Origin of the sequence: Bradyrhizobium sp. sGM-13 (assembly GCF_018398875.1) — a bacterium.
Taxonomy (GTDB): Bacteria; Pseudomonadota; Alphaproteobacteria; order Rhizobiales; family Xanthobacteraceae; genus Bradyrhizobium.
Genome location: NZ_JAGWDK010000015.1, coordinates 123,384 through 149,807, shown reverse-complemented (window position 1 = coordinate 149,807; position 26,424 = coordinate 123,384). Strand labels below are relative to the sequence as shown.

29 protein-coding genes are annotated in these 26,424 nt (G+C 60.9%); 18 read left to right on the top strand and 11 right to left on the bottom strand.

The annotated features are described in order from the left end of the window. Positions 1 to 23 precede the first annotated feature (23 nt). The gene (locus KJQ96_RS23165; RefSeq protein ID WP_213288820.1) at positions 24 to 422 is read right to left on the bottom strand and encodes a gamma-glutamylcyclotransferase; all 399 of its coding nucleotides are present in this window, start codon (positions 420 to 422) and stop codon (positions 24 to 26) included. A gap of 151 nt (positions 423 to 573) precedes the next feature. On the opposite strand from KJQ96_RS23165, the gene KJQ96_RS23160 reads away from it, so the two are divergent. Further along, entirely contained in the window at positions 574 to 1,371 is a 798-nt protein-coding gene (locus tag KJQ96_RS23160; RefSeq protein WP_213288819.1) for an N-formylglutamate amidohydrolase, read from the top strand. A 26-nt stretch (positions 1,372 to 1,397) separates the two neighbouring features. Here KJQ96_RS23160 and KJQ96_RS23155 read toward each other — a convergent pair whose 3' ends face one another. From KJQ96_RS23155 to KJQ96_RS23145, 3 genes are all read right to left on the bottom strand, one after another. Continuing rightward, entirely contained in the window at positions 1,398 to 2,015 is a 618-nt protein-coding gene (locus KJQ96_RS23155; RefSeq protein ID WP_213288818.1) for a LysE family translocator, read from the bottom strand. Positions 2,016 to 2,108: 93 nt separating this feature from the next. Continuing rightward, positions 2,109 to 2,687: a hypothetical protein gene (locus KJQ96_RS23150; RefSeq protein ID WP_213288817.1), complete on the bottom strand. Its 579-nt coding sequence runs from the start codon at positions 2,685 to 2,687 to the stop codon at positions 2,109 to 2,111. Positions 2,688 to 2,698: 11 nt separating this feature from the next. Beyond that, positions 2,699 to 4,144, bottom strand: coding sequence for an LVIVD repeat-containing protein (locus tag KJQ96_RS23145; protein WP_249734401.1), 1,446 nt, complete (start codon positions 4,142 to 4,144; stop codon positions 2,699 to 2,701). A 120-nt stretch (positions 4,145 to 4,264) separates the two neighbouring features. Here KJQ96_RS23145 and KJQ96_RS23140 point away from each other — a divergent pair, with 120 nt between their 5' ends. From KJQ96_RS23140 to KJQ96_RS23130, 3 genes are read left to right on the top strand one after another with little or no spacing between them, the layout of a single operon-like run. Next, on the top strand, positions 4,265 to 4,579 hold the full coding sequence (locus tag KJQ96_RS23140) for a helix-turn-helix transcriptional regulator (protein ID WP_213288861.1): 315 nt from the start codon (positions 4,265 to 4,267) through the stop codon (positions 4,577 to 4,579). Further along, positions 4,572 to 5,039, top strand: coding sequence for an SRPBCC family protein (locus KJQ96_RS23135; protein WP_057847376.1), 468 nt, complete (start codon positions 4,572 to 4,574; stop codon positions 5,037 to 5,039). Before KJQ96_RS23140 ends, KJQ96_RS23135 begins: the two co-directional genes overlap by 8 nt. After that, positions 5,036 to 5,548, top strand: coding sequence for an SRPBCC family protein (locus KJQ96_RS23130; protein WP_213288816.1), 513 nt, complete (start codon positions 5,036 to 5,038; stop codon positions 5,546 to 5,548). The genes KJQ96_RS23135 and KJQ96_RS23130 overlap by 4 nt, the downstream gene beginning before the upstream one ends. Before the next feature lie 423 nt (positions 5,549 to 5,971). On the opposite strand, the gene KJQ96_RS23125 is transcribed toward KJQ96_RS23130, so the two are convergent. The 6 genes from KJQ96_RS23125 to KJQ96_RS23100 all read right to left on the bottom strand — a co-directional run bounded on the left by KJQ96_RS23125 (position 5,972) and on the right by KJQ96_RS23100 (position 11,172). After that, complete coding sequence (locus KJQ96_RS23125) at positions 5,972 to 6,409, bottom strand: hypothetical protein (RefSeq protein ID WP_213288815.1); 438 nt, start codon at positions 6,407 to 6,409, stop codon at positions 5,972 to 5,974. Positions 6,410 to 6,411: 2 nt separating this feature from the next. Next, complete coding sequence (locus KJQ96_RS23120) at positions 6,412 to 6,780, bottom strand: nuclear transport factor 2 family protein (protein ID WP_213288814.1); 369 nt, start codon at positions 6,778 to 6,780, stop codon at positions 6,412 to 6,414. An 80-nt stretch (positions 6,781 to 6,860) separates the two neighbouring features. Next, positions 6,861 to 7,331 carry a MarR family winged helix-turn-helix transcriptional regulator gene (locus KJQ96_RS23115; RefSeq protein ID WP_213288813.1) on the bottom strand — a complete coding sequence of 157 codons (471 nt, stop codon included), beginning with the start codon at positions 7,329 to 7,331 and terminating at the stop codon, positions 6,861 to 6,863. 19 nt (positions 7,332 to 7,350) lie between these two features. Then, the gene (locus KJQ96_RS23110; protein ID WP_213288812.1) at positions 7,351 to 8,961 is read right to left on the bottom strand and encodes an acyl-CoA synthetase; all 1,611 of its coding nucleotides are present in this window, start codon (positions 8,959 to 8,961) and stop codon (positions 7,351 to 7,353) included. 136 nt (positions 8,962 to 9,097) lie between these two features. Further along, positions 9,098 to 10,624 carry an FAD-dependent oxidoreductase gene (locus tag KJQ96_RS23105; protein ID WP_213288811.1) on the bottom strand — a complete coding sequence of 509 codons (1,527 nt, stop codon included), beginning with the start codon at positions 10,622 to 10,624 and terminating at the stop codon, positions 9,098 to 9,100. A gap of 92 nt (positions 10,625 to 10,716) precedes the next feature. Continuing rightward, on the bottom strand, positions 10,717 to 11,172 hold the full coding sequence (locus KJQ96_RS23100; RefSeq protein ID WP_213288810.1) for a GatB/YqeY domain-containing protein: 456 nt from the start codon (positions 11,170 to 11,172) through the stop codon (positions 10,717 to 10,719). A 273-nt stretch (positions 11,173 to 11,445) separates the two neighbouring features. Between KJQ96_RS23100 and carA the strand changes: the two genes are divergently transcribed. From carA to KJQ96_RS23085, 3 genes are all read left to right on the top strand, one after another. Next, complete coding sequence (gene carA / locus KJQ96_RS23095; RefSeq protein WP_213288809.1) at positions 11,446 to 12,636, top strand: glutamine-hydrolyzing carbamoyl-phosphate synthase small subunit; 1,191 nt, start codon at positions 11,446 to 11,448, stop codon at positions 12,634 to 12,636. Between the two features lie 113 nt (positions 12,637 to 12,749). Further along, a complete protein-coding gene (locus tag KJQ96_RS23090) occupies positions 12,750 to 13,247 on the top strand; it encodes a PaaI family thioesterase (protein ID WP_213288808.1) in 498 nt (165 codons plus the stop codon). Between the two features lie 180 nt (positions 13,248 to 13,427). Continuing rightward, on the top strand, positions 13,428 to 13,961 hold the full coding sequence (locus KJQ96_RS23085; RefSeq protein WP_213288807.1) for a cupin domain-containing protein: 534 nt from the start codon (positions 13,428 to 13,430) through the stop codon (positions 13,959 to 13,961). A gap of 12 nt (positions 13,962 to 13,973) precedes the next feature. On the opposite strand, the gene KJQ96_RS23080 is transcribed toward KJQ96_RS23085, so the two are convergent. Then, on the bottom strand, positions 13,974 to 14,315 hold the full coding sequence (locus KJQ96_RS23080; RefSeq protein WP_213288806.1) for a hypothetical protein: 342 nt from the start codon (positions 14,313 to 14,315) through the stop codon (positions 13,974 to 13,976). A 577-nt stretch (positions 14,316 to 14,892) separates the two neighbouring features. On the opposite strand from KJQ96_RS23080, the gene KJQ96_RS23075 reads away from it, so the two are divergent. From KJQ96_RS23075 to KJQ96_RS23025, 11 genes are all read left to right on the top strand, one after another. After that, entirely contained in the window at positions 14,893 to 15,531 is a 639-nt protein-coding gene (locus KJQ96_RS23075; RefSeq protein WP_375293199.1) for a hypothetical protein, read from the top strand. A gap of 150 nt (positions 15,532 to 15,681) precedes the next feature. Next, on the top strand, positions 15,682 to 17,145 hold the full coding sequence (locus KJQ96_RS23070) for a DUF1254 domain-containing protein (RefSeq protein ID WP_213288805.1): 1,464 nt from the start codon (positions 15,682 to 15,684) through the stop codon (positions 17,143 to 17,145). Positions 17,146 to 17,238: 93 nt separating this feature from the next. Continuing rightward, complete coding sequence (locus tag KJQ96_RS23065) at positions 17,239 to 18,672, top strand: DUF1254 domain-containing protein (RefSeq protein ID WP_213288804.1); 1,434 nt, start codon at positions 17,239 to 17,241, stop codon at positions 18,670 to 18,672. Next, entirely contained in the window at positions 18,662 to 18,982 is a 321-nt protein-coding gene (locus KJQ96_RS23060) for a hypothetical protein (RefSeq protein WP_213288803.1), read from the top strand. The genes KJQ96_RS23065 and KJQ96_RS23060 overlap by 11 nt, the downstream gene beginning before the upstream one ends. A 172-nt stretch (positions 18,983 to 19,154) precedes the next feature. Further along, positions 19,155 to 19,961 carry a DUF2092 domain-containing protein gene (locus KJQ96_RS23055; RefSeq protein ID WP_213288802.1) on the top strand — a complete coding sequence of 269 codons (807 nt, stop codon included), beginning with the start codon at positions 19,155 to 19,157 and terminating at the stop codon, positions 19,959 to 19,961. Next, entirely contained in the window at positions 19,958 to 20,248 is a 291-nt protein-coding gene (locus tag KJQ96_RS23050; RefSeq protein WP_213288801.1) for a hypothetical protein, read from the top strand. Before KJQ96_RS23055 ends, KJQ96_RS23050 begins: the two co-directional genes overlap by 4 nt. 165 nt (positions 20,249 to 20,413) lie before the next feature. Beyond that, complete coding sequence (locus tag KJQ96_RS23045) at positions 20,414 to 20,767, top strand: HdeA/HdeB family chaperone (RefSeq protein WP_213288859.1); 354 nt, start codon at positions 20,414 to 20,416, stop codon at positions 20,765 to 20,767. Between the two features lie 85 nt (positions 20,768 to 20,852). Then, positions 20,853 to 23,087, top strand: a complete 2,235-nt coding sequence (locus KJQ96_RS23040; protein WP_213288800.1) for a DUF3604 domain-containing protein — start codon at positions 20,853 to 20,855, stop codon at positions 23,085 to 23,087. Between the two features lie 59 nt (positions 23,088 to 23,146). Continuing rightward, positions 23,147 to 24,076, top strand: coding sequence for a peptidyl-prolyl cis-trans isomerase (locus tag KJQ96_RS23035; RefSeq protein ID WP_213288799.1), 930 nt, complete (start codon positions 23,147 to 23,149; stop codon positions 24,074 to 24,076). Between the two features lie 39 nt (positions 24,077 to 24,115). After that, positions 24,116 to 25,114, top strand: coding sequence for a HupE/UreJ family protein (locus KJQ96_RS23030; RefSeq protein ID WP_213288798.1), 999 nt, complete (start codon positions 24,116 to 24,118; stop codon positions 25,112 to 25,114). A 121-nt stretch (positions 25,115 to 25,235) separates the two neighbouring features. Next, the gene (locus tag KJQ96_RS23025) at positions 25,236 to 26,345 is read left to right on the top strand and encodes an HlyD family secretion protein (RefSeq protein WP_213288797.1); all 1,110 of its coding nucleotides are present in this window, start codon (positions 25,236 to 25,238) and stop codon (positions 26,343 to 26,345) included. Positions 26,346 to 26,424: the final 79 nt, after the last annotated feature.

The window sequence follows — 26,424 nt, the reverse complement described above, 5'->3', positions numbered from 1 at the left end:
GCACCGCGTCCGGGACACGGATGTCACTGCTCCAGAAATTTCCCCGAGGCGATGCGCGGCAAGCCGGCGACCGGCCAGTTGTAGACATAGGTCCATGCCTCGCCGGCGGTGCCGTCTTCCAGCGACAGCGGCAGCACGCGGCGGATGTATTCGGTCGGTTCCGGAAACCCGGCGCCGCAGGCCTCATACATGTCAAACTCGGCCAGCAACGCGTCGCGATCGCGCAAACGATAGAGTTCACCGAACACGACGTCGTTGGCGTCATCCGACAGCACCAGCCCCGGATAATGCTTGATGAGATAGAGCCGGCCGCGGCAGGTCGCCGTGCCCAAAAAATCCGCACTGCGCGACAATAGCTGCGCCATCGGATGGTCGAAGCCGCGCATCAGCGTGCCGTAGACGAACAGTCGATCTGAAATCATGGAATTTCTATGTCATTGCGCGCGAAGCGATGCAATCCGCTCGGCGGTCTATCGCCAAAACCGTCTTGTGGGGAAGCATCCGGAGCGGCATCGTTAAGCCATTATCGATTCGGATACGTCTCCTCGACCAGCAACGCTCAAGGAAGATACGTTGAACGACGCCGCCGGCACCGCCCTGCTCCTCAGCGCCGAGGATGTTCCTCCAGTCCACGAATTTAACGCCGCCGGCCGCTCGCCCTTTCTGCTCACGTGCGATCACTATGGAAGGCTCATTCCGCGCGTGCTCGGCGACCTTGGCCTGCCCGAGAGCGAACTGACACGCCATATCGCCTGGGACATCGGCATTGCCGGCGTCGCGGAAGAGCTTTCAAAACATCTCGATGCCCATCTGATCGTGCAGCGCTACTCACGGCTCGTCATCGACTGCAACCGCCCGCCGCACGTCGCAAGCTCGATCCCGCGCATCAGCGAGGCGACCACGATTCCCGGCAATGAAGGCATTTCGCGCGAGGCGGCCGCAATACGGCGGGCGCAGATCTTCGATCCCTACCACCGGCGCATCGACGAGATCATCGACCAGCGCGGCAACGCTGCGATGCCGACGGTGCTGGTGTCGCTGCACAGTTTCACGCCCGTCTATGCCGGGATTGCACGGCCCTGGCACATCGGCACACTCTACCACCGCGACAAGCATCTGCCGCCGCGCTTGCTGCAAGCGTTGCGCGCCGAGGGCGATCTCGTGGTCGGCGACAACGAGCCTTATGCGGTCAGCGACGAGACCGACTACACGATCCCCGTGCATGGCGAGGCGCGCGGGCTGATGAATACAGGGATCGAAATTCGTCAGGATCTGATCTCGGATCCCGGCGGCGAGAAAGCCTGGGCGGAGCGGCTGGCGCGGATACTTGGGGAGGTTGAAGTGACGCTGCGGGCGCAGCAGTTAGCTTAATTGCGCTGATTGGCCCGACGAAGCCCTTACCGCGCCCGAGTCAGTGCCAGCCAGATGCCGCCGCCGATCATGAAGCCGCCGGAGACGCGCGAGACCAGCCGCGTCCGCTGCTTGGAGAAGAACATTCGCGCGCGGCCGGCCAGCAGCGCATAGATCGCGTCGGTCGATGCCGCGATCACCATGAAGGTGACGCCGAGCACCGCCACTTGCGGGAAGTGGTCCTTCTCCATGTCCATGAACTGCGGAATGAACGCGCCGAAGAACACCAGCACCTTCGGATTGGAGAGCAACACCAGCAGTCCCTGCAGGAAAAATCCGCCGCGCGGCGGCGGTGGCGGCTCGTCGGCGTTGACGCCTTCCGCAGGCTGCCAGATCAGCTTGATGCCGAGCCATATCAGATAGGCGGCGCCGGCAAAGCGCACCCAGTCGAACCAGTAGCCCATTGTCGCCATCAGCGACGTCAGCCCGACCGCGACAATGCCGATCACGATGGCAAGGCCGGTTTGCGCACCGGCGCAATTGATCAGCGCCGCGCGCGTGCCGTGCCGCAGGCCGTTCGCGATCAGCAGCGTGACGACGGGACCGGGCAACAGCGCGAGCGCAATGCAGGCGGCAACAAAGGCGAGATAGACCTGAAGGGACATGGGGGAACTCGGTGGGTGAGCGGTTACGTCATTATGCATGCGGGCGCGAAAGATGGAAGCCGCGCTCTCCAACTCCTCTCCCCGTCTTAACCGTTATCGCCCCTCCATCGCGGCCATCATCCAGCGCGTCATTTCGCGGGTCACCAGCAACGCCAGCGCCGCGCGCCGCGTTTCCCACGCGTCACCCTTACCGTGCGCGACGGCGACGAGGAGGTCGCAGCGGCGCGAGACGGCAATGCCGATGACAACGCGCCGCGAACCATCGGATGGTTTGAGATCATAGGCCCTGGTCCGTCCGGCCATATCGGCGATCTGCACGACCTCGCCCGGCGCGAGCGGCACGAAATATTGGCTGATCAAATCAACATCCGCGACGCGGTCGACTTCGTCATCGTCGGCGACTCCGCGATCGCAGTTGCAGAAGCCGAGTTTCGGCCGAACGTATACCTCGATGCCACCGCCACACGACGCGCCGCGGCAATGAAAGGCCCGTCCCGCGGGCCAGCCGTCGCGCGGAAACGACCAGGCGATTTCCTGCCACGAGCCTTTCTGTTCGCCTTGCTGTTCGTCTTTCTGCTCGCCTTGGCGCGGCGCGATGTTCTGGTAGGCCGCGGCGCCCGACAACGCACCGAGCGCCGCGGCCGCAACAACGATGACCGGCCATCGGCGCATCGCCAGCGCCCTCACGGCAGGCCGGCGACGGCGCGCGCCGGGCCGGTCAGTTCCAGGATGTGCAGGCCGGTATTGGCGCGGTCGACGATGTAGATGTAGCCGCGTTCGTCGGTTTCGACATTGTTGGTCTGGATCGCGACCTTGCAGCGATCCTTGCCGTCGATCTTGACGCAGCGCTTGTCGGTCGCGGCCGTGATCGACGGGATGAAATAGCCGACCTCCCTGGGATGATAGGGATCCCGAATGTCGAGCGCGCGAACGCCGGCATTGAAGAAGGCGATGAAGGCCATCTTCTTGTAGAAGACCTGTGCCATGCTCTCGTTGGAAGAATGCGCGCCGAACCGCCCGCCCCGCTCACAGAATGTTCCGCTCGCCTCCGGCACAGTGTAGCTCGAAATCATCATCGGCGCCTTCTCGACCGTGACGTCAGCGAACCACACCATCTGCCGCGGCTCGTTGCATTCGTTCAAAATCGCCTCATCGACAATCATCACGATGTCGCGGGTCTTGCCATCCTTGTCGCGCGCGAATTCCGCAATTTGCATGCCCGGCATCGGAAACGTCGTATGCGCGCCGTTGAACGGCGACATGGTCAGCCGCGCAATTTCCGGCGAGCGCAGATTGTCCGGGGTTAGCTCTTTGGGCCCGTTGAGCAGTTTCTCGCGATCGACGATCTGCAAAATCCCGCCCTTGTTGGTGCCGTAGCCGAAATAGACCCGGTTGCCGGAAGGTCCCGTCGAGATCGGCCCGTGCAGTTCGGTCGGCACTGCACCGGTCGAGCCCGGCTCCTGGCCGGGCAGACCGAAATCGCGGATTTTCTGCGGGTGCGCGGGATCGGAGAGATCATAGACCTGCGTCATGCGGCGCGTGCGCCAGTCCGGCGCGCCCGACACCAGGAAGGCAATGCCGGTGTCGCATTCCCACCAGCTCTTGTGCGTGTCCTTTAATCCCGCAACCCGTGTGATCAACACGGGACTAGTGGGATCGGCTACGTTCCAGATTTCATGCGCCTCGCCGCCGAAGGTGCGCAGCATATAGACCGCGTTGCGATCGCCCTTCGGCAGCGCCTTGCCGTCGCAAATTCGCACCATCTGCGCGCCGCCGCCTTCATATTTGCCTTCCTGACCCGGAAGGTGGCGCAGATATTTCGGCTGTGAGGGATCGGTGACGTCGACGATCGACGTGCCGTTCGGCTCAGTCTTGCCGGTCTGCGGATTGAGCGGCGCGGGAATCTCGTCGCTGCCGCCGTGATGGCCGATATAGGCGATCCAGCGCTCCCCCTGATGATGGATGGTGGGCTGGTAGGCGCTGCGCGCCTGCAGGTCGCTGGTTCCAACCAGCTTCATGTTGAGCGCTTCAGGCGGCGCGCCGATCACTTGTTGCTGCGCGAAAGCGATGCCTGACGATGCAAGGAAACAGAGCCCGAAAGAGGCTGCGAGTTTGAGGCGACCACTCATGTTCCACCCCGACCGTTCAAAACCAATCTGCGTTGGCTCAAGGCACGATAACACAGTCTCGAGGTTGCACCCAAAACACACCGTTGACATGCAACCATTTGGTTGCGTATTGTCTTGCTGATGGATGAAGTCTTCAAAGCGCTCGCCGACGCGTCACGGCGCTCTTTGCTGGACAGGCTTCACGCCAAAAACGGACAGACGCTGAACGAACTTTGCGACGGCCTCGACATGACGCGGCAGGCCGTGACCAAGCACCTTGGGATCCTCGAGGCGGCCAACCTCGTCACGACGCACAAGCATGGCCGCGAGAAACTGCACTACCTCAATCCGGTTCCGATCCATCAGATCGGCGAACGCTGGATCAAGAAATTCGAGCGCGGGAAACTCACCGCGCTCTCTGAGTTGAAACGACGGTTGGAGAAGCGTGATGAGTAAGCCGGAATTCGTCTACGTCATCTATATCGAGACCACGCCGGAGAAATTGTGGGAGGCACTGACGTCCAGCGAGTTCTCCAAACGCTACTGGTTCGGCACCGAGCTGAAATCCGACTGGAAGGTTGGTTCGTCGCTGGCGCTGGTCATGAACGGCACCACGACCGATACCGGGGAGATTCTCGAGGTCGATCGGCCGCGGCGGCTCTCCTACACTTTCAAGCACGTGACCAACGAGGCGTATCGCAACGAGAAGGCTACGAAGGTGGTCTTCACCATCGAGCAGCACGGCAGATTCGTGAAGCTCACGCTCACGCATGAAGGTTTTGCAGAGGGCAGCAAGCTGTTGGACGGCATCTCCAAGGGATGGCCGGCCATTATGTCCAGCCTCAAGAGCCTGTTGGAATCCGGCACTGCGCTCGAAATTCCGGTTTCCGCTCTCGGCATCGAAGGTGTGTCATGAACGTCAAGAACTTCAAGCCTGCCATTGTCTACACCATCTACATCGCCTCGACGCCGGAGAAAGTGTGGGAGGCGCTGACGCAAGCGGAATTTTCCAGGCAATATTTCTCCGGCCAGGCGGTCGAGGTCGATCCCAGGGTCGGCGGCGCCTTCATCATGCGCACGCCGGACGGCGCGCTGCATATCTCGGGCGAGGTTATCGAGTGCGAACCGCTGAGGAAGCTCACCGTCACCTTCAACGTCAACTGGCCGGCGCTGCTCGAAAAGCTCGGGCCGACGCTCGTCACCTACGAGATCGAGCAGGCCGGCGATGTAGTCAAACTGACGATGCTGCAATCGCATGACCGGGAGATCAGCGACGACATCCTGTCCGGCGGACGTACAGGCTGGCCCGCGATCCTGTCGAGCCTGAAGAGCCTGCTGGAGACCGGCGCTGCGCTGACGATAAAGATGCAGCCGCCGGAGCGGATGCTGGCCGCGCTGAAGGAATTGGGGATCGGGACGCCGTAGGCTCGTCGTCAGCTTTTCGTCGGCCCTGCGCACGCAGGGACCCATACTCCGCGGCCGTTGTTGTCGGAAAAGTTGGAACTACTGGCGTGCAAATTATTGCCGCCGGTGGTTATGGGTCCCTGCGTTCGCAGGGACGACGAAACTACCCCAGCGCCCGTAACTCGCGCCGCAGCACCTTTCCCGTTGCGGTCGTCGGCAGCGTGTCGGCGAACTGCACGAAGCGCGGGTATTCGTGGGCGGCGAGCTACACTTTCACAGACTCCTGGATTTCGCGCGCGCGGCGCTGCGGCCTTGAGCGCCGGCTAGAATGATTTCGTCCCTTCCGGCGCACGTTCGCCGATCACGTAGATATTCTGCAGCGCCGGAAGGCGGTCGCGGATCTTTTTGACCTTCTCCCAGCCGCTCATCGCCGTCAGCTCGCCGTCACGACGCCAACACGATCGCCACGACCGCATTGGTCACGCACAGCAACGCATCAATGACAAAAATTCTAAGCATCGGGCCTTTCAACACCGGCCAATATGCCACCCCGACGCGTCCGCCGCGCACCAGGACCGGAAGGTTGTAGGCGAACTGGCTGAAGTGACACGCGGCAAAGAACAGGAACAACGCCAGCTGCGCGTCATGTGCCTGAAAGAAGGGCGGCCGCAACAGCAGTAGATAGAACGACAGAAGGCCGATCGGCAGATTGATCGCGCCCAGAAATGCCACGCTGGCCGACAAGGTCGGGGCGATTGGATTGCCACGCTCCTCCCGGGGCACCAGTATCTTCAGCGTGTTGTCCTGGGCGATGCTGAATTGGATAAAGGCCGCACCAAACCAGAGCGCATTGGCCAGTAGGATAACGTCCGAGAAGCGCATGGCTACTTTCCGTAGAAGGCCTCGCTACGCACCACACGACCGGTACCGTCGAAATCCATGAACTCGCTGGCGCGCGTGTCGCCAAGTTGCCACCAGACCGTCAGGCGCGCGATCGTATCGTCCCAGCTCCAGTTCAAAATTTTCAGATCGGCGCTCTTGATGCCGCCGTAAGCCTTCTGCCAGTAGGCGCGGATGTTCTCGGCGCCCGCGACCACCGGCGACTCCGTCAGTTTGAGCGCCAAGGGGCTGCGCATCTCTGCGTCCTCGGCAAAGTGCGATACGACAGCGTCGATATCGACTTTGCACCAGTTCGCACACCACGCCTCGACGAAGCGTGCCACGGCCGCCCGGTCCATTACCTGTCCGCTCATGCTCGCGCCCTCCCTCGGCGTATTGCCGGGAAGATGGCACAGGGCAATTCTAACGTCAACTGTATTGACGTGAGAGCGGATCAGTTATTGTCGGCGATAACACCCATGACGGCCATCCACGCGGCAGCGCCAGGCGGGCCGACGCGATCAAACGCTTCGCGCAGGACCTTGCGCTCGTAGCCCGACGCCCGTTGCTCAATTTGTTTTCCTGCTTCCGTCAACCGCAGCAATTTGGAGCGATGCTGTTCGGGCGACCGCTTCGATGTCAGCAGTTTGCGCTGCAGCAACAGGTTGAGCGGCCGGTTCACGGCTTGCTTGGATATGCCGAGAATCTCGATCAGCGAGCCGATCGAGATGTCGGGCTGTCGTGCCACAACGTAGAGAATGCGATGATGCGGACGCGACAGGCCGAGCGTCGCGAGATACTGGTCGGCCGTGACCGTCATGCCGCGCCAGCCGTAATACATGAGCTCGAGCGCAGCGTCCAAATCGTGGAGCTTCGTGAGCGAGGCGCGATGCAGGCCCGCAGCGCGCTTGGCAGCTTTCTTCATTCGTCCCTCGAAGCCGAAATCATCCCAGCGCCCGTAACTCGCGCCGCAGCACCTTTCCCGTTGCGGTCATCGGCAGCGTGTCGGCGAACTGCACGAAGCGCGGGTATTCGTGGGCGGCGAGCTGCACCTTGACGAACTCTTGGATTTCGCGCGCCAGCGCGTCGCTCGCGGCAAAGCCCGGGCGCAGCACGATCCAGGCCTTGATGGATTCGGTGCGGATCGGATCGGGAATGCCGACCACCGCCGACATCGCCACCGCCGGGTGCTTCATCAGCGTGTGCTCGATTTCCGATGGGCCGACGCGATAGCCGGCCGTGGTAATCACGTCGTCCTCGCGGCTGACGTACCAGAAATAGCCGTCCTCATCCTGCACGCCGAGATCTCCGGTCAGCAAAAATTCGCCGGCATATTTCTTCGCGGTCGCTTCCGGATTCTTCCAATATTCGATCATTGTGCAGGGGCACGGCTGGCGCACGCCGATGATGCCGCGCTCACCCCTCGGCAATTCCTCGCCGCGATCGTTGACGATGCGGACGTCGAAGCCGGGTGTCGCCTTGCCCATCGAACCGGGGCGGATCGGAAACAGGTTCGAATTGCTGCCGATCACCAGGTTGCATTCGGTCTGGCCGAACACTTCATGCGCGTCGATGCCGAAGGTTTCGCGCACCCAGCCGAGCAATTCGCCGCCGAGCGATTCACCGCCGGTAAAAATGCTGCGCAGTTTGACGCCGGAATTTTTCACGCCGGCCTGCCGCATCAGTTTCAGCGCGGTCGGCGGCAGGAACGTGTTGCGGATACCCAAGTCGGCCATCATCGCCATCGCCGCCTGCGGCTCGAATTTGCGCGCGCGATGGCCGACCAGGGGAATGCCGTGATACCAGAACGCCAGCAGGCCGTTGATCAGCCCGCCGATCCAGGCCCAGTCGGCCGGTGTCCACATCAGGTCGCCGGGTCGCGGCAAGAAGTTGTGGCACATCTCGACATTCGGCAGATGGCCGAGCACCACGCGATGCGCATGCAGCGCGCCCTTCGGATTGCCCGTGGTGCCGGAGGTGTAGATGATCAAGGCGGGATCGTCGGCTGCGGTGTCGACGGTCGCGAACTCCGGCGACGCGGCCTTCAGCGACGACCAGAACGGCTTCGTGCCGGCAGGTGCGCGGTCGCCGATGACGTAAACGTTCCTTAGCTCAGGAAGACGATCGCGGATTTTCGCTAATTTCTCCCAACCGGCCTCGTCGGTAACGACAGCCTTGGCCTCGGAATTCGACAGGCGGAACTCCAGCGCGTCCTCGCCGAACAGCGCGAACAGTGGGATCGAGATCATGCCCGAGCGAAACGCGGCAAAATGCGCGATCGGCAATTCAAGCGATTGCGACAGGAACACCGCCACGCGGTCGCCGCGCGACAGGCCGTCGGCTTTCAGGACGTTGGCAAAACGGCGCGACTGCTCCGCGACCTCGTCGAAGGACGTGCGCGTCGTGGCGCCGCCCTCGTCGACATAGATCAGCGCCAGCCGGCTTGAGCCATCCGCATGCCGGTCGCAGCACGCGGTTGCCATGTTGAAGCGAGCGGGAATGTCCCAGCGGAAGTTGCGGTAGAGTTCGTCGTAGGTTGAGGCTTCAGTGAGCATGGCCTTGATCGTTTCCTCTCGTCATGGCCGGGCTTCGTCCCGGCCATCAACATTCTTGTTGCTCGCCGCGAGTTTAAAGACGTGGATGCCCGGGACAAGCCCGGGCATGACGTGGGGCTGCCTTTTGTGGCCTGACTTAAGGCGCCCGCGCCTTCTCCATCGCGAGCTCTGCCTCGAGGCTTGCGAGGTCCCGATAGATCGAGGCGACGGCGAGCACGCGGCCGTTGCGCCTGTACTGCAGCAGGCAATCCTTGCCGGGGATGTCGCCGTCGACGGTGATTTCGTCCCACTTCTCGGCGTAGCCGACATAATTGATCGGCACATCGTAGTGCTGGCTCCAGAAAAACGGCACCGCATGGAACGGCTCGCGCTGCCCGAGCATGTTTCGCGCGGCGGTCTGGCCCTGACGCTCGGCCACCACCCAATGTTCGACACGAATGGTCTCAAGGGAATGCGGATCGGGCCAGCGCGCAATATCGCCCGCGGCATAGATGCCAGGGATGCTGGTTTCCAGATAGGCATTGACGGTGACGCCGCGATCGATCGCCAGCCCCGCCTGCTCAGCCAATTCAAGGCGCGGACGCACGCCGACGCCGACCACCACGATGTCGGCCTCGATCGCGCTGCCGCTTTTCAGCGTCGCGCGTTTGCCGTCGATTCCGGTTACGGTGTCGCCGAGATGGAAGATGACGCCGTGTTCTTCATGCAGGGCGCGGACGAAGTCGCCCAGCTCTGGCCCCAGCACGCGCTCCATCGGCCGCTGCTCCAGGCCTACGACATGAACCTCGATATTTCTGGCGCGCAGCGACGCCGCGACTTCGAGCCCGATAAAGCTCGCGCCGATCACGACCGCGCGTTGCGCGCCGCCGGCCGATGCGATGATGGCGCGGGAATCGGCCAGCGAGCGCAGCACGTGGACGTGTGGCTGATCTGCGCCCGGTATCGGCAGGCGCACCGGCTCCGCGCCGGTCGCCAGCAGCAAGCGGTCATAGGGGACGGTCTCGCCGCCTGATGTGACGACATGGCGCGCGTTGGGATCGATTGATGTGACCTCGGTGTTGAGCCGCAGGTCGATCTTCGCCTCGGCGTAGAAATCATCCCGCCGCAGCGGCACCCAGTCCTCCGGCGCGCTGCCGGCGAGATAGTCTTTTGACAGGTTCGGCCGGTCTACCGGTGCCGCGGCATCATTGCTCAGCATCACGATGCTGCCGCGATAATCCTGCCGCCGCAGCATCTCGGCGGCGGCAAAGCCTGCCGCGCCACCGCCGACGATCACGATTTTGGCGGGCGCATCGACGGCGCCCTTCACCTGCGGTTTGCGCTGCTCAAGTTTCTCCCGAACAAAGATGCGACCGTCTTGCTGCTCGACCTTCCAGACTGCGACCGGACTGAGCGCCGGCGCCCGGATGGCTTCGCGGGTGCGCAAATCGAAACAGGCGTGGTGCCAGGGGCAACGGATGCCATCGCCGGTCACGAGGCCCTCCGCGAGTGGCCCGTGATAATGGGTGCAATGCGCACCGATCGCGAAGAGCTCCGAGCCAGAACGCACCAGCAGCACTTCATCGTCGCCGACATGGCCGAGCAACATCTCCCCTGCGAATTCGGACGGGGCTATGCCCTTCGACAGATCGGGACCAGCGGGCAGAGCTTGCTGATCAGCCATGCCTTCCTCCGCTCTCGTTGCGCTACGTCATCACTCCGAGTTTGTACTCAAACGATGTTTCGTCAGCACGAAGGTTCCCGAGCGTAAAAAATTTATCCAGTCAGCGCCGCCTTCACCAAACCGCTGGCCTTGCCGAAATCCATCTGGCCGGCGAATTTCGCGCGCAGCACGCCGATCACCTTGCCCATGTCCTTCATGCCGGCGGCGCCGGTCTCGGCGATGGCGGCCGAGATCGCGGCCTTGACCTCGTCGTCCGACATCTGCTTCGGCAGATAGGCGGAGATCACCGCGATCTCCTCGCGCTCCTGCGCGGCAAGCTCGGCGCGGCCGCCCTTGTCGTAGAGCTCGACCGATTCCTGGCGCTGCTTGATCATCTTCTGCAGCACGCCGAGCACGTCGGCGTCCGACAGCGGCGGCTTGCCCTGCCCGCGCGCGTCGATGTCGGCGTTCTTGATGGTCGAATTGACCATGCGCAGCGTGGAGAGCTTGCGCTCGTCCTTCGCCCTCATGGCGTCCTTGACCGCGTTGTTGATGTCGTCGCGCAGCATGATTGCCTCACTAAAAAGGTGCCGCCGGCAAAGGCGCCGGGTTACGTAACGATTCCACCTATATAGGACGGGAACGACCAGGATCGGCAGTCGAATTGCCCTGCCGGTTCCAGATTCGACCGGATTTGGTGAAAAACCGGAAAAACCGGCTTAAGTCCGTAGAACCGGCTGGGCAAATATGCGGCAAACGCATGTGAATAGCCGGTTTTCTTTGGCTTTTCTTGGCCCTCCGGCTTTGACGCGCGGGGGTGCTTGCGACTATGAAGTGCGCTCATGACAACATCTGAAAACGCTTCAGCCTGGCCGGACCTTAAACCGACCGCGCTCCTCGTGCTTGCCGATGGTACCGTGCTGGAAGGTTTTGGCCTCGGCGCGGAAGGCCACGCCGTCGGCGAAGTCTGCTTCAACACCGCGATGACCGGTTATGAGGAGATCCTCACCGATCCCTCCTATGCCGGGCAGCTCATCACCTTCACCTTCCCGCATATCGGCAATGTCGGCACCAACGACGAGGATATCGAGACGGTGAACATGGCGGCGACGCCAGGCGCGCGCGGGGTTATCCTGCGCACGGCCATTACCGATCCCTCGAACTACCGTGCCACGCGACACCTCGATCAGTGGCTGCGCGCCCGCGGCATCATCGGGCTGTCGGGCATCGATACAAGGGCGCTGACTGCGCTGATCCGCTCAAAGGGCATGCCGAACGCGGTGATTGCGCATGCCAAGAACGGCGTGTTCGACCTGCACGGCCTGAAGGAAGAGGCACGCGAATGGCCCGGCCTGGAAGGCATGGATCTGGTGCCGATGGTGACGTCGGGCCAGCGCTTTACCTGGGACGAGACGCCGTGGGCCTGGCAGAAGGGCTTTGGCCGCCAGAGCGAGCCGGAGTTCAACGTGGTCGCGATCGACTACGGCATCAAGCGCAACATTTTGCGGCTCCTGGCCGGTGAAGGCTGCAAGGTCACCGTGGTGCCGGCGACAACCTCGGCCGAAGACATTCTGGCGATGAAACCGGACGGCGTGTTTCTTTCCAACGGCCCGGGTGACCCGGCCGCGACCGGCAAATATGCGGTGCCCGTGATTCAGCAGGTGATCGAGTCCGGCACGCCGACTTTCGGTATTTGCCTGGGTCATCAGATGCTGGGCCTGGCCGTCGGCGCCAAGACCAAAAAGATGCATCAGGGCCATCACGGCGCCAATCATCCGGTCAAGGACGAAACCACCGGCAAGGTGGAGATTACCTCGATGAACCACGGTTTTGCCGTCGACCAGGCGACGCTGCCCGAGGGCGCGATGCAGACCCACATCTCGCTGTTCGACGGCTCCAATTGCGGCATCGAGCTCAAGGGCAAGCCGGTATTCTCCGTGCAGTATCACCCGGAAGCCTCGCCGGGGCCGCGCGACTCGCATTACCTGTTCAAGCGGTTTGCGGATCTGATGCGAGAGAAGAAGCGGGCGTAAGCCACATTCGTCATTGCCGGGCTTGACCCGGCAATCCATCTTCTCTTGAAGAGTGATGGATGCCCGGATCAAGTCCGGGCATGACGATTTAATTGTGTGTCGAAAGCTCGGAAATGGACAAACCCGCCGCCTCCAATGTCGAATACGGCGTGGCACCGACGCACGTCATGGCGTCGATGTCCGGCCTCGACTTCGTGCGCGCAATCTTCGAAGGCAAGTTGCCGGCGCCGCCGATCATGCAGAATGTCGAGCCGTTCGATTCCACCGCCGAGAAGGGACATGTGGTGTTCTACAGCGTGCCCGGCTTTCGGCATTACAATCCGATCGGCTCGGTGCATGGCGGCTATGCCGCGATCCTCTTGGATTCCGCGATGGGCCTTGCGGTGCATTCCGCCCTTCCCAACGGCACCGGCTACACCACGCTGGAATTCAAGATCTCTTTCATCAGGGGCATGACAAAGGACACCGGCCCTGTCCGCACCGAGGGCAAGACGCTCAATGTCGGCCGCCGCGCCGCCACCGCGGAGGCGCGGATCACCGACGCCAACGGCCGCCTGCTCGCACATGCGACGACGACGTGTCTGGTTTTCGAGATTCCGAAGGGAACGTGAAGCGCGGCGGGCGGTTTTGAATTGTAGAAATCGTAGGGTGGGCAAAGCGACTTGTCCGCCGTAGCTCAACGAGCGAAGGCGGAAGCGTGTCCACCATTTTGCACACGGCAAGCGGTGGTGGGCACGTCGCTAACGCGCCTTTGCCCACCCTACGAACTGTTACGATCGCGGAGGACCAACATGTCCGTCGTCAGCGCCGATATCGAGCCGCTCACCTTCGTGTTCGAGGATGACGGCCTCGTGCCCAACAATCCCCTGCCGCTGCTGGTTTACAAGGGCGCGGTCTATGTCGCCAATGATCACCCGGAAAAGACCATCGAGACGCTGTTCGGCGGCAATGGCTGGGGCGCGATGTGGCGCAACGGCGTCTACGACTATGTGCACTACCACGCCACGGTACATGAGGCGCTCGGCGTCGCCCGCGGCCGGGCCCGCGTCCGCTTCGGCGGCAACCGCGGCAAGCAGCTCGAAATCACGCCCGGCGATGTCGCGATCCTTCCCGCCGGCACCGGGCATCAATGCATGTTCGCCAGCCCCGATTTCTGCGTGGTCGGCGCCTATCCGCCGGGACCGCCGATGCAGATCACGCGGCCAACGCCGGAGAACCACGCCAAGGCTCTGAAGACGATCCCGGAAGTGAAGCTGCCGAAGACCGATCCGGTGCTGGGCGAAGACGGGCCGCTGGTCCGGCTGTGGAAGCGCGGCACGCGATGAGGCGGGGCGCCGTCATCCGCGCCCGGCAATCGGGACATTAGGTTCGGACAAAGCCTCCGGCATCGGTTTGCTCGACGAAACCCGCATCGCCGCGATCCGCGCGACAAAAAGCCCGATGACAAGATTTGTTCGTTCGATCTCCAGCTTGTCGCGGATCGGCCCGTGCGGCTCGGTCGCGCACATGGTCTTGATGCATTCGAGGGTGCGGGACAATGAATCGACCACCGCCCAGATCGGCTCGATCGATGGCGGCGCCGATGGCGCGCCCGGCGCATCGCCGGCCCGCTGGCCGGATGGGCCAACACGACGGCCGGACGATGCCACGTCACGGAATTCGACAATCTTCTGCATCATCGCTGGATTCCAAATTTACAATTCGCTCTTTAATAATTTACAATTCGCTCTTTAAAGTGTGCTTATGTCGCCAGACACCCAATTCGCCGGCGCTAAGCAGCATAAAGGCACTCTCGCGCAGGCCCGCTTAAAATGGTTATCGGAATCACGCAGCACGTTCTTTGTGCGCGCATTTGCCTCGGCCCCCGTGATTAGGGAAGGGTCGCTGACCATTCGGCGATCGCTACGCGCCGTATCAGTGTGAGACAAACTAAAAAGCGCGCCAAACGTCGCATGAAAAACTTCTCGGCAAGAGCACCCGCTAAGATAGCTAGCCCGCATTTCACACTTGTGCTAACGTAACACGCGTGGAGGTAGCTGAAGCCGCATTTCAACCGTTAGCTCCTGGCATCACCTTTTCAATACCCGTTTTTCTAACCTGCATACGCCACTCGGCCTTTGATGCGGAAGCGTAGAACGTTCTCGTGTAATGCGCGCGCTTGGGTGCGCCCAAGCGCGAATGTTTGAAGCCGCTTAGATGATTCTGCAAAAAAGGAATGTTGTCATGCGTATCACAAGTCGGAATCAGATTTTCGGAATGCTTGCCATAACCGCAACGTTGTACGGGCCCGTAGCGGCGATTGCTCAGCACGCGGCAGCCCCGCCCTCCATGAAAACAATCGGCACGCCATCTGCTTCAGCCAAACCTGAGATCGTGCCCTCGCTGTTCGTGCTCAATTCTCGCGGTGCGACGTTGCAGGGCGACACACTCGCCTTGACCGGCGTGGCGCCCAGCTCGATCATATTTGCCGATCGACCGGTAAGATCTGCAGGCCACCAGCCCACCGCTGAAGTGATCGCGGAATGGGGATCGGGCGATGACAGCTTCGCCAAAAACCCGCCGAACGCGACCTTGTCCGTGTTCGGCAAGGACGGTTCTGTGAAGGACGCCGTCGTCGTGCTGAAAAATCCGAAACTCGAAGGCGACAAGCTGACGTTCAACGTTCAGACCCTCGAGGGAGATATCACCGGCGCAGATGGCGGCGCCGCACTCTTTATTGATATCATTGGCCGGCCGTTCACGCCGATGTCGTTCGCCGGCGTCGCCCGGCGTTCGGCATTTCGCGGCGCGATGTATGCCGGCGCTATTGGCGCCGCCGCATACGGAGCGGCTGCGTACTATCACCCATACGCCCGTCCGGCCTGCGGCTACTATCCTTATCCGCCCTGTTACTGAACGGGAAGACACGCGCGCGACGCCCCCCGCAATATCAATTGCCGATCAGCTAACCGAAGGAAGCGTCGTGCGACCATCAAGCGATGGCGCGGAAGGAGAATTGAACGAAGCCGAAGTTAACAACCAACACATTGGAAGAGGAGGTTCGATATGTTTCGAGGAATCCTGCCACTGACATTGTCTCTCTGCCTTGGCGCGGCGACCGCACCCGCCGCGCTGGCCCAAGCGGCGCCGGCTATCACCGAAGAGGAGGCGCACGCTATCGCAGTGGACGCCTACATCTACTTCTACCCCATCATGTCGATGGACGTGTCCCGCAAGCAATTTACAAACGTCGAACAAGGCAAGGAACCCTTCAAGGGCCCGATGAATACGTTCGTCAACGTGCGCGAATACCCGCCGGCGGACTTCAAGGGTGTCGTGCGAACCAACTTCGACACGTTGTACTCCGCCTCATGGTTGGACATGACCAAGGAGCCCGTCGTCATTTCCGTTCCGGACACCAATGGACGCTACTACCTGTTGCCGATGCTCGACATGTGGACCGATGTATTTGCGTCACCGGGCTGGCGGACGACGGGCACCAAGGCCGGGACGTTTCTGATCACTCCCCCGGGCTGGAGGCCGGATCTGCGCGAAAGATTTGCCGAGGAGTTCAAGCTTCCCAAGGACACGCAGCGGATCGAAGCGCCAACGCCCTATGTCTGGGTCATTGGCCGCACCAAGACGGACGGCCCGGCGGACTACGCTGCGGTTCACAAGATCCAGGCCGGCTACAAGGTCACACTGCTTTCAGAATTTGGTAAGACGCCGAAGCCAGTCGAGGTCAAGATCGATCCAACCATCGACATGAAGACGCCGCCAAAGGCCCAGGTCGATGCCATGACGGCGGGCGTGTATTTCGCCAGTGCCGCCGAGTTGCTCAAGCTTCACCCGCCGCATATCACCGACGAGCCGATCATCGCGCAGATGAAGAAAATTGGCATCGAGCCGGGCAAGAGCTTTGACATCGGCAAGCTTGATCCGACCGTGCAGAGAGCACTGGAGACCGCACCGCAGGACGCGCAGAAGCTGATGGCCTGGAAGTTACCGACGCTGGCGCGGGTTGCGAATGGCTGGTCGATGAACACCGACACGATGGGTGTTTACGGCAACTACTATTTGAAGCGCGCGATTGTCGCTCAGGTCGGACTCGGTGCAAACCTGCCCGAGGACGCCATCTATCCGCTCAATCTCGGCGACGAATCCGGCAAGCCGCTCGATGGCGCGAACAAATACACGATCACGTTCGAGAAGGGCGCCGCCCCGCCGACCCATGCGTTCTGGTCGATCACCCTCTACGATCCGGAAGGATTCCAGGTCGGTAACGTCCTGAACCGCTTCGCCGTCTCTAGCTGGATGCCGTTCAAATATAACGCCGACGGTTCGCTCGATCTCTACTTCCAGAACGAGCACCCGGGCAAGGACAAGGAAGCCAACTGGCTTCCGGCACCGAAGGGACCCTTCAATCTGACCATGCGTCTCTACAGTCCGAAGTCGGAGGCGCTGACCGGAAAATGGAATCCCCCGCCGGTCGTGAAGTCGCAAACGACGGTCGGCTTGTCGGCGCAATAGGAGTGACAGAAACGCGGCGGCCGACCTTCCGCCGGCCGCCGGTTTGCAGCGATATGAAATCCCAAGCCCGATTTCTGGATGAGGAGAGGTACAATGCTGACCAAACGCGACCTTCTTCGTTCCGCTGCCTTGGCGGCAATGACAGCGACGACGGCAAAGTCCTTCCCGGCTCTGGCGCAGGACCGACCAGGCTTCTTCAAGGCAAAGGACATTGCCGAGGCGGGATTCATCTACGGCTTGCCGATCGTGATGAACTACGGCGTGATGTACGAATATGCCGTCGATCGCAACTCCGGGCAGTTCAAGGCGCCGTTCAACCAGATCAAGAATGAACCCAACGTCTACACCTATAAAGACACAGCCATCGTAACGCCAAACAGCGACACACCCTATTCGTTCGTATGGATGGACCTGCGAGCAGAGCCGATCGTCCTTTCGGTCCCGGCGGTGGATCCCAAGCGTTACTATTCAGTCATGCTCTGCGACGGCAATACCTACAATTACGGTTATATCGGAAGCCGTGCCACGGGAAGCGAAGCAGGCGACTACATGGTGGTCGGGCCGGACTGGAAGGGCGCGACCCCACCCGGGATCAAGAAGGTGTTCCGATCAAGCACGCAATTTTCGATGGCCGGATATCGCACCCAGCTTTTCAGTCCGGACGACCTCGACGGTGTGAAGAAGGTCCAGGCCGGCTACAAGGCGCAGACGCTTTCAGCCTACCTGAAACAGCCGACGACGACTGCCTCGGCGGCCATCGATTTTCCGAAAATTGACAAGGAGCTCGTAAAAACGAACTTCTTCGAATACCTCGACTTCGCATTGCAGTTCGCGCCCGCGGAAGCGAACGAGAAGGAAATACGCGCCCAGCTTGCACGCATCGGCGTCGGCCCCGGCAAGACCTTCAACTTCAAGGATCTCTCGCTGGAGGACAAGCTGGAAGTCGGCCTCGGCATGAAGGAAGGCCAGCGCAAGGTTGACGAGGCCGTCGCCAACGCCGGCAAGGACGTCAACGGCTGGCGGATCAGTTCGCTACCTGGCGACAGCGCCCACTACAACGGCGACTGGTTGAAGCGCGCCGCCGCGGCGCAGGCGGGCATCTACGGCAACGACGCCGCGGAGGCGATGTACCCGCTCACGCACGTCGACGGCAACGGTCAAGCGCTCGATGGGAGCAAAAAGAACTACACGCTGACGTTCCCGCCGGGCCAACTTCCGCCCGTGAACGCGTTCTGGTCGCTGACCATGTATGACGGCAAAACCCAGTTGCTGATCGAAAACCCGATCGACCGCTATCTGATCAATTCGCCGATGCTGCCCAGCATGAAAACAAACGCCGACGGATCGCTGACCCTTTACATCCAGAACAAGTCGCCCGGCGCCGACAAGGAGGCAAACTGGCTGCCCGCTCCAAATGGCCCGATCTATCTGGTGATGCGGCTCTACTGGCCAAAGACCGAGGCGCCATCGATCCTTCCTCCGGGCGAAGGAACATGGAAACCGCCGGCGATCATGGTTGCAAGTTGAGGTCGTGGCCGTGTCGTCTTTTGCAGCATTGGTGCTGCGGCAATGCCGCGGTGGTGAAGTGATGCCGCAACAGGAGGCGGTTGGCGTTGCGCCTGCCACCTTCTGCGACTGCGGCGGATGTGTCAGTCGGAGGAAAGTCTACAGTGAGGCTCGCCCTGCCGGCAGCTTCGGTCGCAGCTTCGTATTGCTGAAGACCAACCCGTTGTCTATCGGCGACAGCAGTCAGCCCAGAAGAGCGGCACGAAATACCGCCAACCGGCAGGGAAGCGCCTCCCATTACTTCAAAATGATTAAATCTACCTCGGAATGATTGGCGCGAAATGGCAAGACCCCGCTGCGCTGACAGATCATTTTGCAATGCGTAGATGCGGAGTGGGTTTGATCTTATCAACGAGCGGTCGAATCGTACCTAAAAACCTTGGCCGACACGCATTCTTGACAGCGATTCGGCCGCTGAACAAACAAGCAGAAAGGCGATGAAGATGAAGGACGCCGCAGACAACTCGATCGGCCGAGTGGCACGATGGCCGACCTTGATCGGCACGATCTTGACTATGGGCATTTCGCTCATTCCCCAGGCTCGCGCACAAGGCAGCGACGCCGACAAGCTTCTCAAGGCGATGTCTGACTACGTCGCGGGCCAGAAAACCATATCGGTCACGTTCGACTCCGATATCGAGGTGATTACCTCCAATCTGCAGAAAATCCAGTTCACCAGTTCCGGCGAGGTGCAGTTGAGCCGTCCGGACAAGCTGCGCGCCACCCGAACGGGGGGATACCGCGACATCGAGATCGTATTCGATGGCAAGATGCTGACCGTAAACAACAAGGACGCCAAGGATTACGCTCAGATCGATGCTCCAGGGACGGCCGATCAATTGATCGATGTATTGCGCGATCAGCACGGTGTCGTGGCGCCGGGAGCCGACCTCCTGCTTTCGAACGTCTACAACGTCATGATGGCCGACGTTATTGAAGGCGCTGTGATCGGCAAGGGCGTCATCGATGGAGTCGAATGCGATCATTTGGCATTCCGCAACGTCGAGACCGACTGGCAGATCTGGATCGAATCCGGGGCTCGGCCGATCCCGCGCAAATACGTGATCACTAGCAAGGGCATAGCCGAAGCGCCGCAATACACGCTGCGCATCAAGGAATGGAAGACCGATGTGCCGGCAGATGCCTTTGCCTTCAAGCCGGAATCGTCCGCAAAGAAGATCGCTCTCGGCGATCTCGGGGATATCGACGAAGTGCCGCATGGCACCGCGAACGCAGGAGGAAAGAAATGACACGGCTATCGAAAGCGATCATCCGCCTCTCGGTTGCGGCCATCGCCGGGGGTGCAGCACTGGTGTGGAGCGGCCAATTGCCGGGGGATACGCGATCATCGCTCGTGTCGTCCGCCGAAGCTCGGATCGGTCGCCCTTTGACGCCGATGAGTTATGCCGGCGTTGCTCGGCGCACCACACGCCGCGCGGTGGCCGTCGGCGCGGTCGCCGCCGGTGCAGCGGTAGTCGCGCCCGCATGCAGGCAGGTGGCGGATGCCTACGGCAGGATTGTCACCGTCTGCCCGTAAAGTGCCTCGCGCAGGGTCGGGGCGTGGACGACCGCGCCCCCGATGGAAGGTCAGGTCGGCGCTAATCTCGCGCTCGGCGTCGCGAGGATGAGGTTCACGCCGGTCAGTTGACCGTTCCTGATCAGAAATTGAGACGCAACATCGCCAACGAAGGAAAATCCAGTGATCGGAAAAAGTTCAATCTTATGCTGCGCGGTCATCGCTCTTGCAGCACCCGCTTACGCCCAGGTCGAACTCAAGACCTACGCGGACCGCGACGGTTACATCGACGTTCAAAAACTGACCTGCGCACAATTGGCGAACACCTTTCAGGAAGACGCCGATTACCTGACCGCCTGGTACAGCGGCTGGTACAACGGCCTTGCCAAGAAGCACATGATGGAGGTCAACCGGGCCAAGGCCCTCGAACACGAAGTCATCGTCCACTGTAAGGCCAACCGGGACAAGAAAGTCATTGAAGCGATCGACGTGGTCTTCAAGGCCTACCGGGCCGAGAAGGGCATCAAGATTAAGCAGTGATTGGAATTCGTCATGACGAAGTTACGATGAGTCGATGATAGGTCGAGCCCCCCGGCCGATCCGGGCAATGCGGTAGGAGACGATGATGCGAAGGACGTGGAGGCAACGTTTTCTCACCACGACGATACTGGGAGCAGGACTTCTCGGCCTGGCCGCATCACCCGCGTTTGCTCAGCGCAATCCCGAGCGCAACGCCTATTTCGGTCAGACCCATCAGCACACGAGCTGGTCTCTTGACGCTTACATCATCGGCAACACGCTGGCCGGACCGGAGGATGCATACAAATATGCGATCGGCCAGCCGATCAGGCACCCTGCAGGCTACATGATCAAAATCGGCCGGCCGCTCGACTTCGAGGGCGTGACAGATCATTCCGAGTACGCCGGCATGATGAGTTTGGCAAACGATCCTTCCTCGCCCATCAGTAAGCTTCCGATCGCCCAGAAGCTTAAGGCAAAGACGCAGCAGGAGATCAACAAGGTCTTCCAATACCTGGCAGCTTCGATCGCCAAGCAGCAGCCCATAAAGGAATTGACGGACCCAACGGTTGCCGGAACGGTTTGGCAGCAGAACAATGCCATTGCCGACAAGTATAACAAACCGGGCAGGTTCACGACATTCTGCGCGTATGAGTGGACATCGATGCCCAACAATCAAAACATGCATCGCAACGTCTTCTTCAAGGATTGCGCCAAGGTGCCGGTAGCACCGTTTTCGGCTCTTGATTCCGACAAGGCGGAGGATCTCTGGGCTTGGATGAACGACCAGCGCAAAGCGGGCAACGAAGTGCTCGCAATCTCGCACAACGCCAACCTCAGCAACGGCCTGATGTTCCCGGTCGACGTTGACGGCAAGGGCCGCCCGATCGATTCGGCGTGGGCCCGGGAGCGCTTAGCCAACGAGCCGCTGACCGAAATCAAGCAGGTCAAAGGAACGTCTGAAACTCATCCCGATCTCTCGCCGAACGATGAGTTCGCCAATTTCGAGATCATGAACTACCTGATCGGCATCGATAACAGCTCCGCCAAGCTGATCGGTGGCTACGCTCGCCAGGCGTACCTTGACGGCCTCGCGATGCAGGACGCCCGCGGCTACAATCCCTATAAGTTCGGTTTTGTCGGGGCCGGCGATTCCCACAACACCGCCGCCAACTTCACACAGTCCAACTACTTCGGCGACCATGGCCTGATGGACGCCACCCCGCAGACCCGCCTCGCGGGCCGGATAGAATCCGGCATGAATATTCTTGAGACGGGTACGTCCGGATTGGGTGGCGTGTGGGCCGAGGAAAATACGCGCGCGTCGATCTTCGAAGCCATGCAGCGGAAGGAGACCTTCGGCACTAGCGGCGTGCGAATCAAGGTGCGCCTGTTCGGTGGCTGGGAGTACCAACCGGAAATGCTCAAGCAAAAGGACTGGGTCAAGGTCGCCTATGCGGGCGGCGTGCCAATGGGCGGCGATCTGCCGGCTGCAAAGGGCAAGGCGCCGTCATTCATCGTCCAGGCGGTCAAGGATCCCGAGGACGGCAACCTTGACCGCATCCAGATCGTCAAAGGCTGGACAAAGAACGGTCAGACCTTTGAGAAGATCTACGATGTGGCATGGTCCGGGGGCCGCAAGATTGATCCCGCGACCGGAAAGCTGCCGCCAGTCGGCAACACCGTCGATATCTTGAACGCGACATACAAGAACACGATCGGCGCGGTGGAACTCAAACAGGTGTGGACCGATCCGGATTTTGATCCCTCGCTGCAGGCAGTTTACTACGCCCGCGTGCTGCAAATTCCGACGCCGCGCTGGAGCACCTACGACGCCAAGAAGCTTGGCGTGCTGCCGCCAAGCAATGTGGCCTCGACGATCCAGGAGCGCGCGTGGACATCCCCGATCTGGTACACCCCGTCCGAGACGGCGCGCGCCACGGCATCGCGCGGCTTGACGGTGGCCGAGTTGAAACAGCGCGGCGCAACGGCGCTCGACGAGGCCCAGCTAAAGGAATTTGCGCTGGGCAAGACCCTGAAGGTACGTAACACTGTCACCGGCAAGAACTTCGATGTCCTCTATGGTGCGGACGGCCGGCGAGTCGTTACCGAAATGGCGGACAAGGCGCCAAGTGCCGCGCAATCATTCGAAGTAATGCACAACGGAGTAACCGGCTCGACCGCCACTTACATTATCCGCGACGGGCAGCTCGTCACGACCATCGACAAAACTCCGTTTGCGGTCACGGTCTACAAGCTGGACGACAAATATTTCGGCGCTCGCAGCAACGAATTTGGCTACGTCAACTACGAGGTTGAAGAACCCAAGATCGCGAACTGACGAGAGTTTAGGTCGCTCGACATGCAACCAGCCGCATTGCCTCCAAAGGTTCGAAGCTAATGGATCCTTCGACCCACGGAACGGCTGAACGTTCCGATTCCGTTTCGGACGCGACATTGGTGATCCAGCCCTCGATGTTGCGGCGGCTGGCAAGCGAGCCTCTGCTTCATTTCCTTGTGGTCGGCCTGATCTTGTTCGTGGTGTACGATCGATTGCACCCAGATTTGGAAACCAAATCCGAATCAAACCGGATCGTCCTGACACCGGCCGACTTCGAACAGTTGGGTGTAACCTGGCTTGCGCAAGGGCGAGCGCCCCCCACTCCCGCAGAAATGCAAAGCCTTATTGAACTTAAGGTCCGGGAGGAAGTGCTCTACCGGGAAGCTTTGGCTCTCGGATTGGACAAGAACGACACGATCGTCAAACGGCGATTGGCTCAGAAGATGGAATTTCTGGCCGAAGGTGCTTCAATCGATACCGACCCTTCGACGGATACGCTGAGAGCCTGGTTCAAGGACAACCCGCAGAGGTTTTCCCTTCCGCCTCGCGTATCGTTCCGCCATGTTTATTTTTCTCCCGATCAACACGGTGAGCGATCCCGGGAGGCTGCCGCGAAAGCCATGGAGCAACTCGCGGGGAGGCCAGGAGATTTTCAAGATGCCGCCGCCCTGGGTGATCCCTTCATGGATCGTGATTACTACGGCGACCGGTCCGCAGAGGATATGGCCAAACTGTTTGGTTCAAACTTTGCCCGAGAAGTCTCCGGCCTCAAACCGGGCCAATGGCATGGACCGATCGAATCCGGATACGGCTGGCACCTGGTTTTCATCGACACATCCGTTCCGGGCCGCGTCCCAGACTTCGAAGAGATCGAACCCGAAATCAAGGCGGAATGGATCGAAGACCAGCGAGCACAAGCCAAGCGCAAGGCTTACGAAACCATGCGCGCGCGCTATCAGGTTGTGACGCCGGAGAGAGCCAAAAACTAGTCGAAAAGACAGGGATGGGTGGTTGGAGAACCCTTGATTATGCGGTCAGCATTTCTGGGCATCATCGCCGCGGCATTCGCGTTCCTTAGTGCCGCGACCGCGCATGAAGCGCGCCCGGCCTACCTGCAGGTTACGGAGATCGCGCCGCAGCGGTACGAGATCGTATGGCGTACGCCAGTCTTGTCAGGAATGCGCTTGCCGGTGGTGCTGCGTTTTCCGGCGAACGCACGCAACGTCACCGAGCCCGTGCTCCGAGAGCTCTCGGATTCGCTGATCGAGCGCAGAGTAATTGAAACCAGTGGGAGCCTCGCCGGCACCCGCATCGAGCTTGTGGGCCTACAGGCAACCATCACCGACGTTCTGGCGCGCGTGCAGATGCTCGATGGCACCTTTTCGACTACGCTGGTACGACCGTCAAAACCGTGGATCGAGATCGCAACCTCGCGTAGCTCGCTGGAAGTCGCCGCGACCTACCTGATGCAGGGTATCGAACACATTTTGTTCGGCTACGATCACCTGCTTTTCGTGCTGGCCTTGATCTTGATCGTTCGCAGCGGCCGCGCACTGCTCATAACAATCACCGCCTTCACCGTCGCGCACTCGATCACCCTGAGCCTGGCGACGCTCGGAATCGTGCACGTTCCTGGGCCGCCGGTCGAAGCCAGCATCGCGCTCAGTATCTTGCTGCTCGCCTGCGAGATCATCCGAATGCGGCGCGGACAGGCGAGCCTCACGGCAAGATGGCCGTGGGTTGTCGCGTTCTCGTTCGGGCTGCTTCACGGGTTCGGGTTCGCCGGCGCCCTGACGGAGATCGGTCTCCCACAAGGCGACATCCCGCTCGCGCTCTTCACATTCAACATCGGCGTGGAGATCGGACAACTGATCTTCGTCGGCGTCGTTCTCGGCGCATTGGCGTGTGCCAAGCGCATCAATCCGCCGCCGATGTTCGAACGCTACGCATCGGCGGCGGCGATCTATGCGATCGGATCCCTGGCGGCATTTTGGTTCATCGAGCGGCTGGCGGGATTTGCGGCCTAGCCGGAAAGGTGGAGACGAGTTTTCAAAGAATGGCATCTGCGCAAACGCAGGAATCCAGAGCGCGTTCCGATTCTACAAAATCGGAAATGCGCAAGGCATCACCCTCACCCGGAGCCAAGTCATGCTGATCATCCTGACGCTCTACCTCGTCCTGGTCTGGCTCATCTTCTCCAAGCTCAAGCTGGTCAGATGGGGCTGGGCATCCGGCACCGTCGCGGTGCTGATCGGCGCGTTCATCCTGGCGGTGTTCCTGGCGATGTTCAATTATCTCACGCCATCGGGCAGTTTTGTCGTGATCTCGCGAGTGGTCGAGGTCGCGCCCAACGTCTCCGGCCAAGTGACCGCCATTCCGGTGCAGACCAACGTGCCGGTGAAGGCCGGCACCGTTCTCTTCAATATCGATCCGGCGCCGTTCAAATACAAAGTCGACCAGCTCGAGGCCTCGCTGGCGGGCGCCAAGCAACAGGCCCTGCAGCTCAAGGCCAACTACGAGCAGGCGAGCGCGAACGTCGAGGGGCTGACCAAGCAGCTCGCCTATCACAAGCAGCGGCTTGCAGATTATCAAACGCTCGTCGGCGAGAGCGCGCAAGCCCAGTTTCGCCTGCAAGACACGCAGGTCCAGTACGAGACGGTGGAGTTCCAGTTGCAGGCTGCCAAGGCTTCACAGTTGAACGCGCAGCTCGCCATGGATTCGGAGATCGGCGGCGTCAACACCACCGTGGCGCAAATCCGGGCCCAGCTTGACCATGCTAAATGGGAGCTGGAGCAGACGACCATCAGTGCGCCCGGCGACGGCTACGTCACGGTCATGGCCCTATCCGTCGGCGACCGCGCCACGCAGCATAAAGCGGTGATGTCGTTCATCATCGCCGACGATATCACCCTCGTCGGCATGTTCTCGCCGAACGGATTCCAGACCATCAAGCCCGGCGCTCGGGTCAAGCTCGTGTTCGACAACGATCCCGGCCGTATTCACGAGGCGGCGATTACAAGCATTCCGGAAGGCGTGGGACAGGGCCAGATCGCCGTTTCCGGAACGCTGGCCAAAGTGGGCTCGATCGGCGGCGCCAAGGCCTATCCGGCTGTCATCTCCATACCGAAGGACATCAACCGCAGCCAGCTCAGACTCGGCATGCCTGGCACGGCCACCGTGTTTGCGGAGAACGCCGGCGTTATCGGCCTGATCATGTCCATCCTGGTTTGGGTCAGCTCCTTTGCCGCATATCTCTGATAGCATCAGCAGCAACCTACGCGGTCTTGCGACCGGACGATTTCAGACGACTGATGCAGCATTACAACGGCTACTTCTG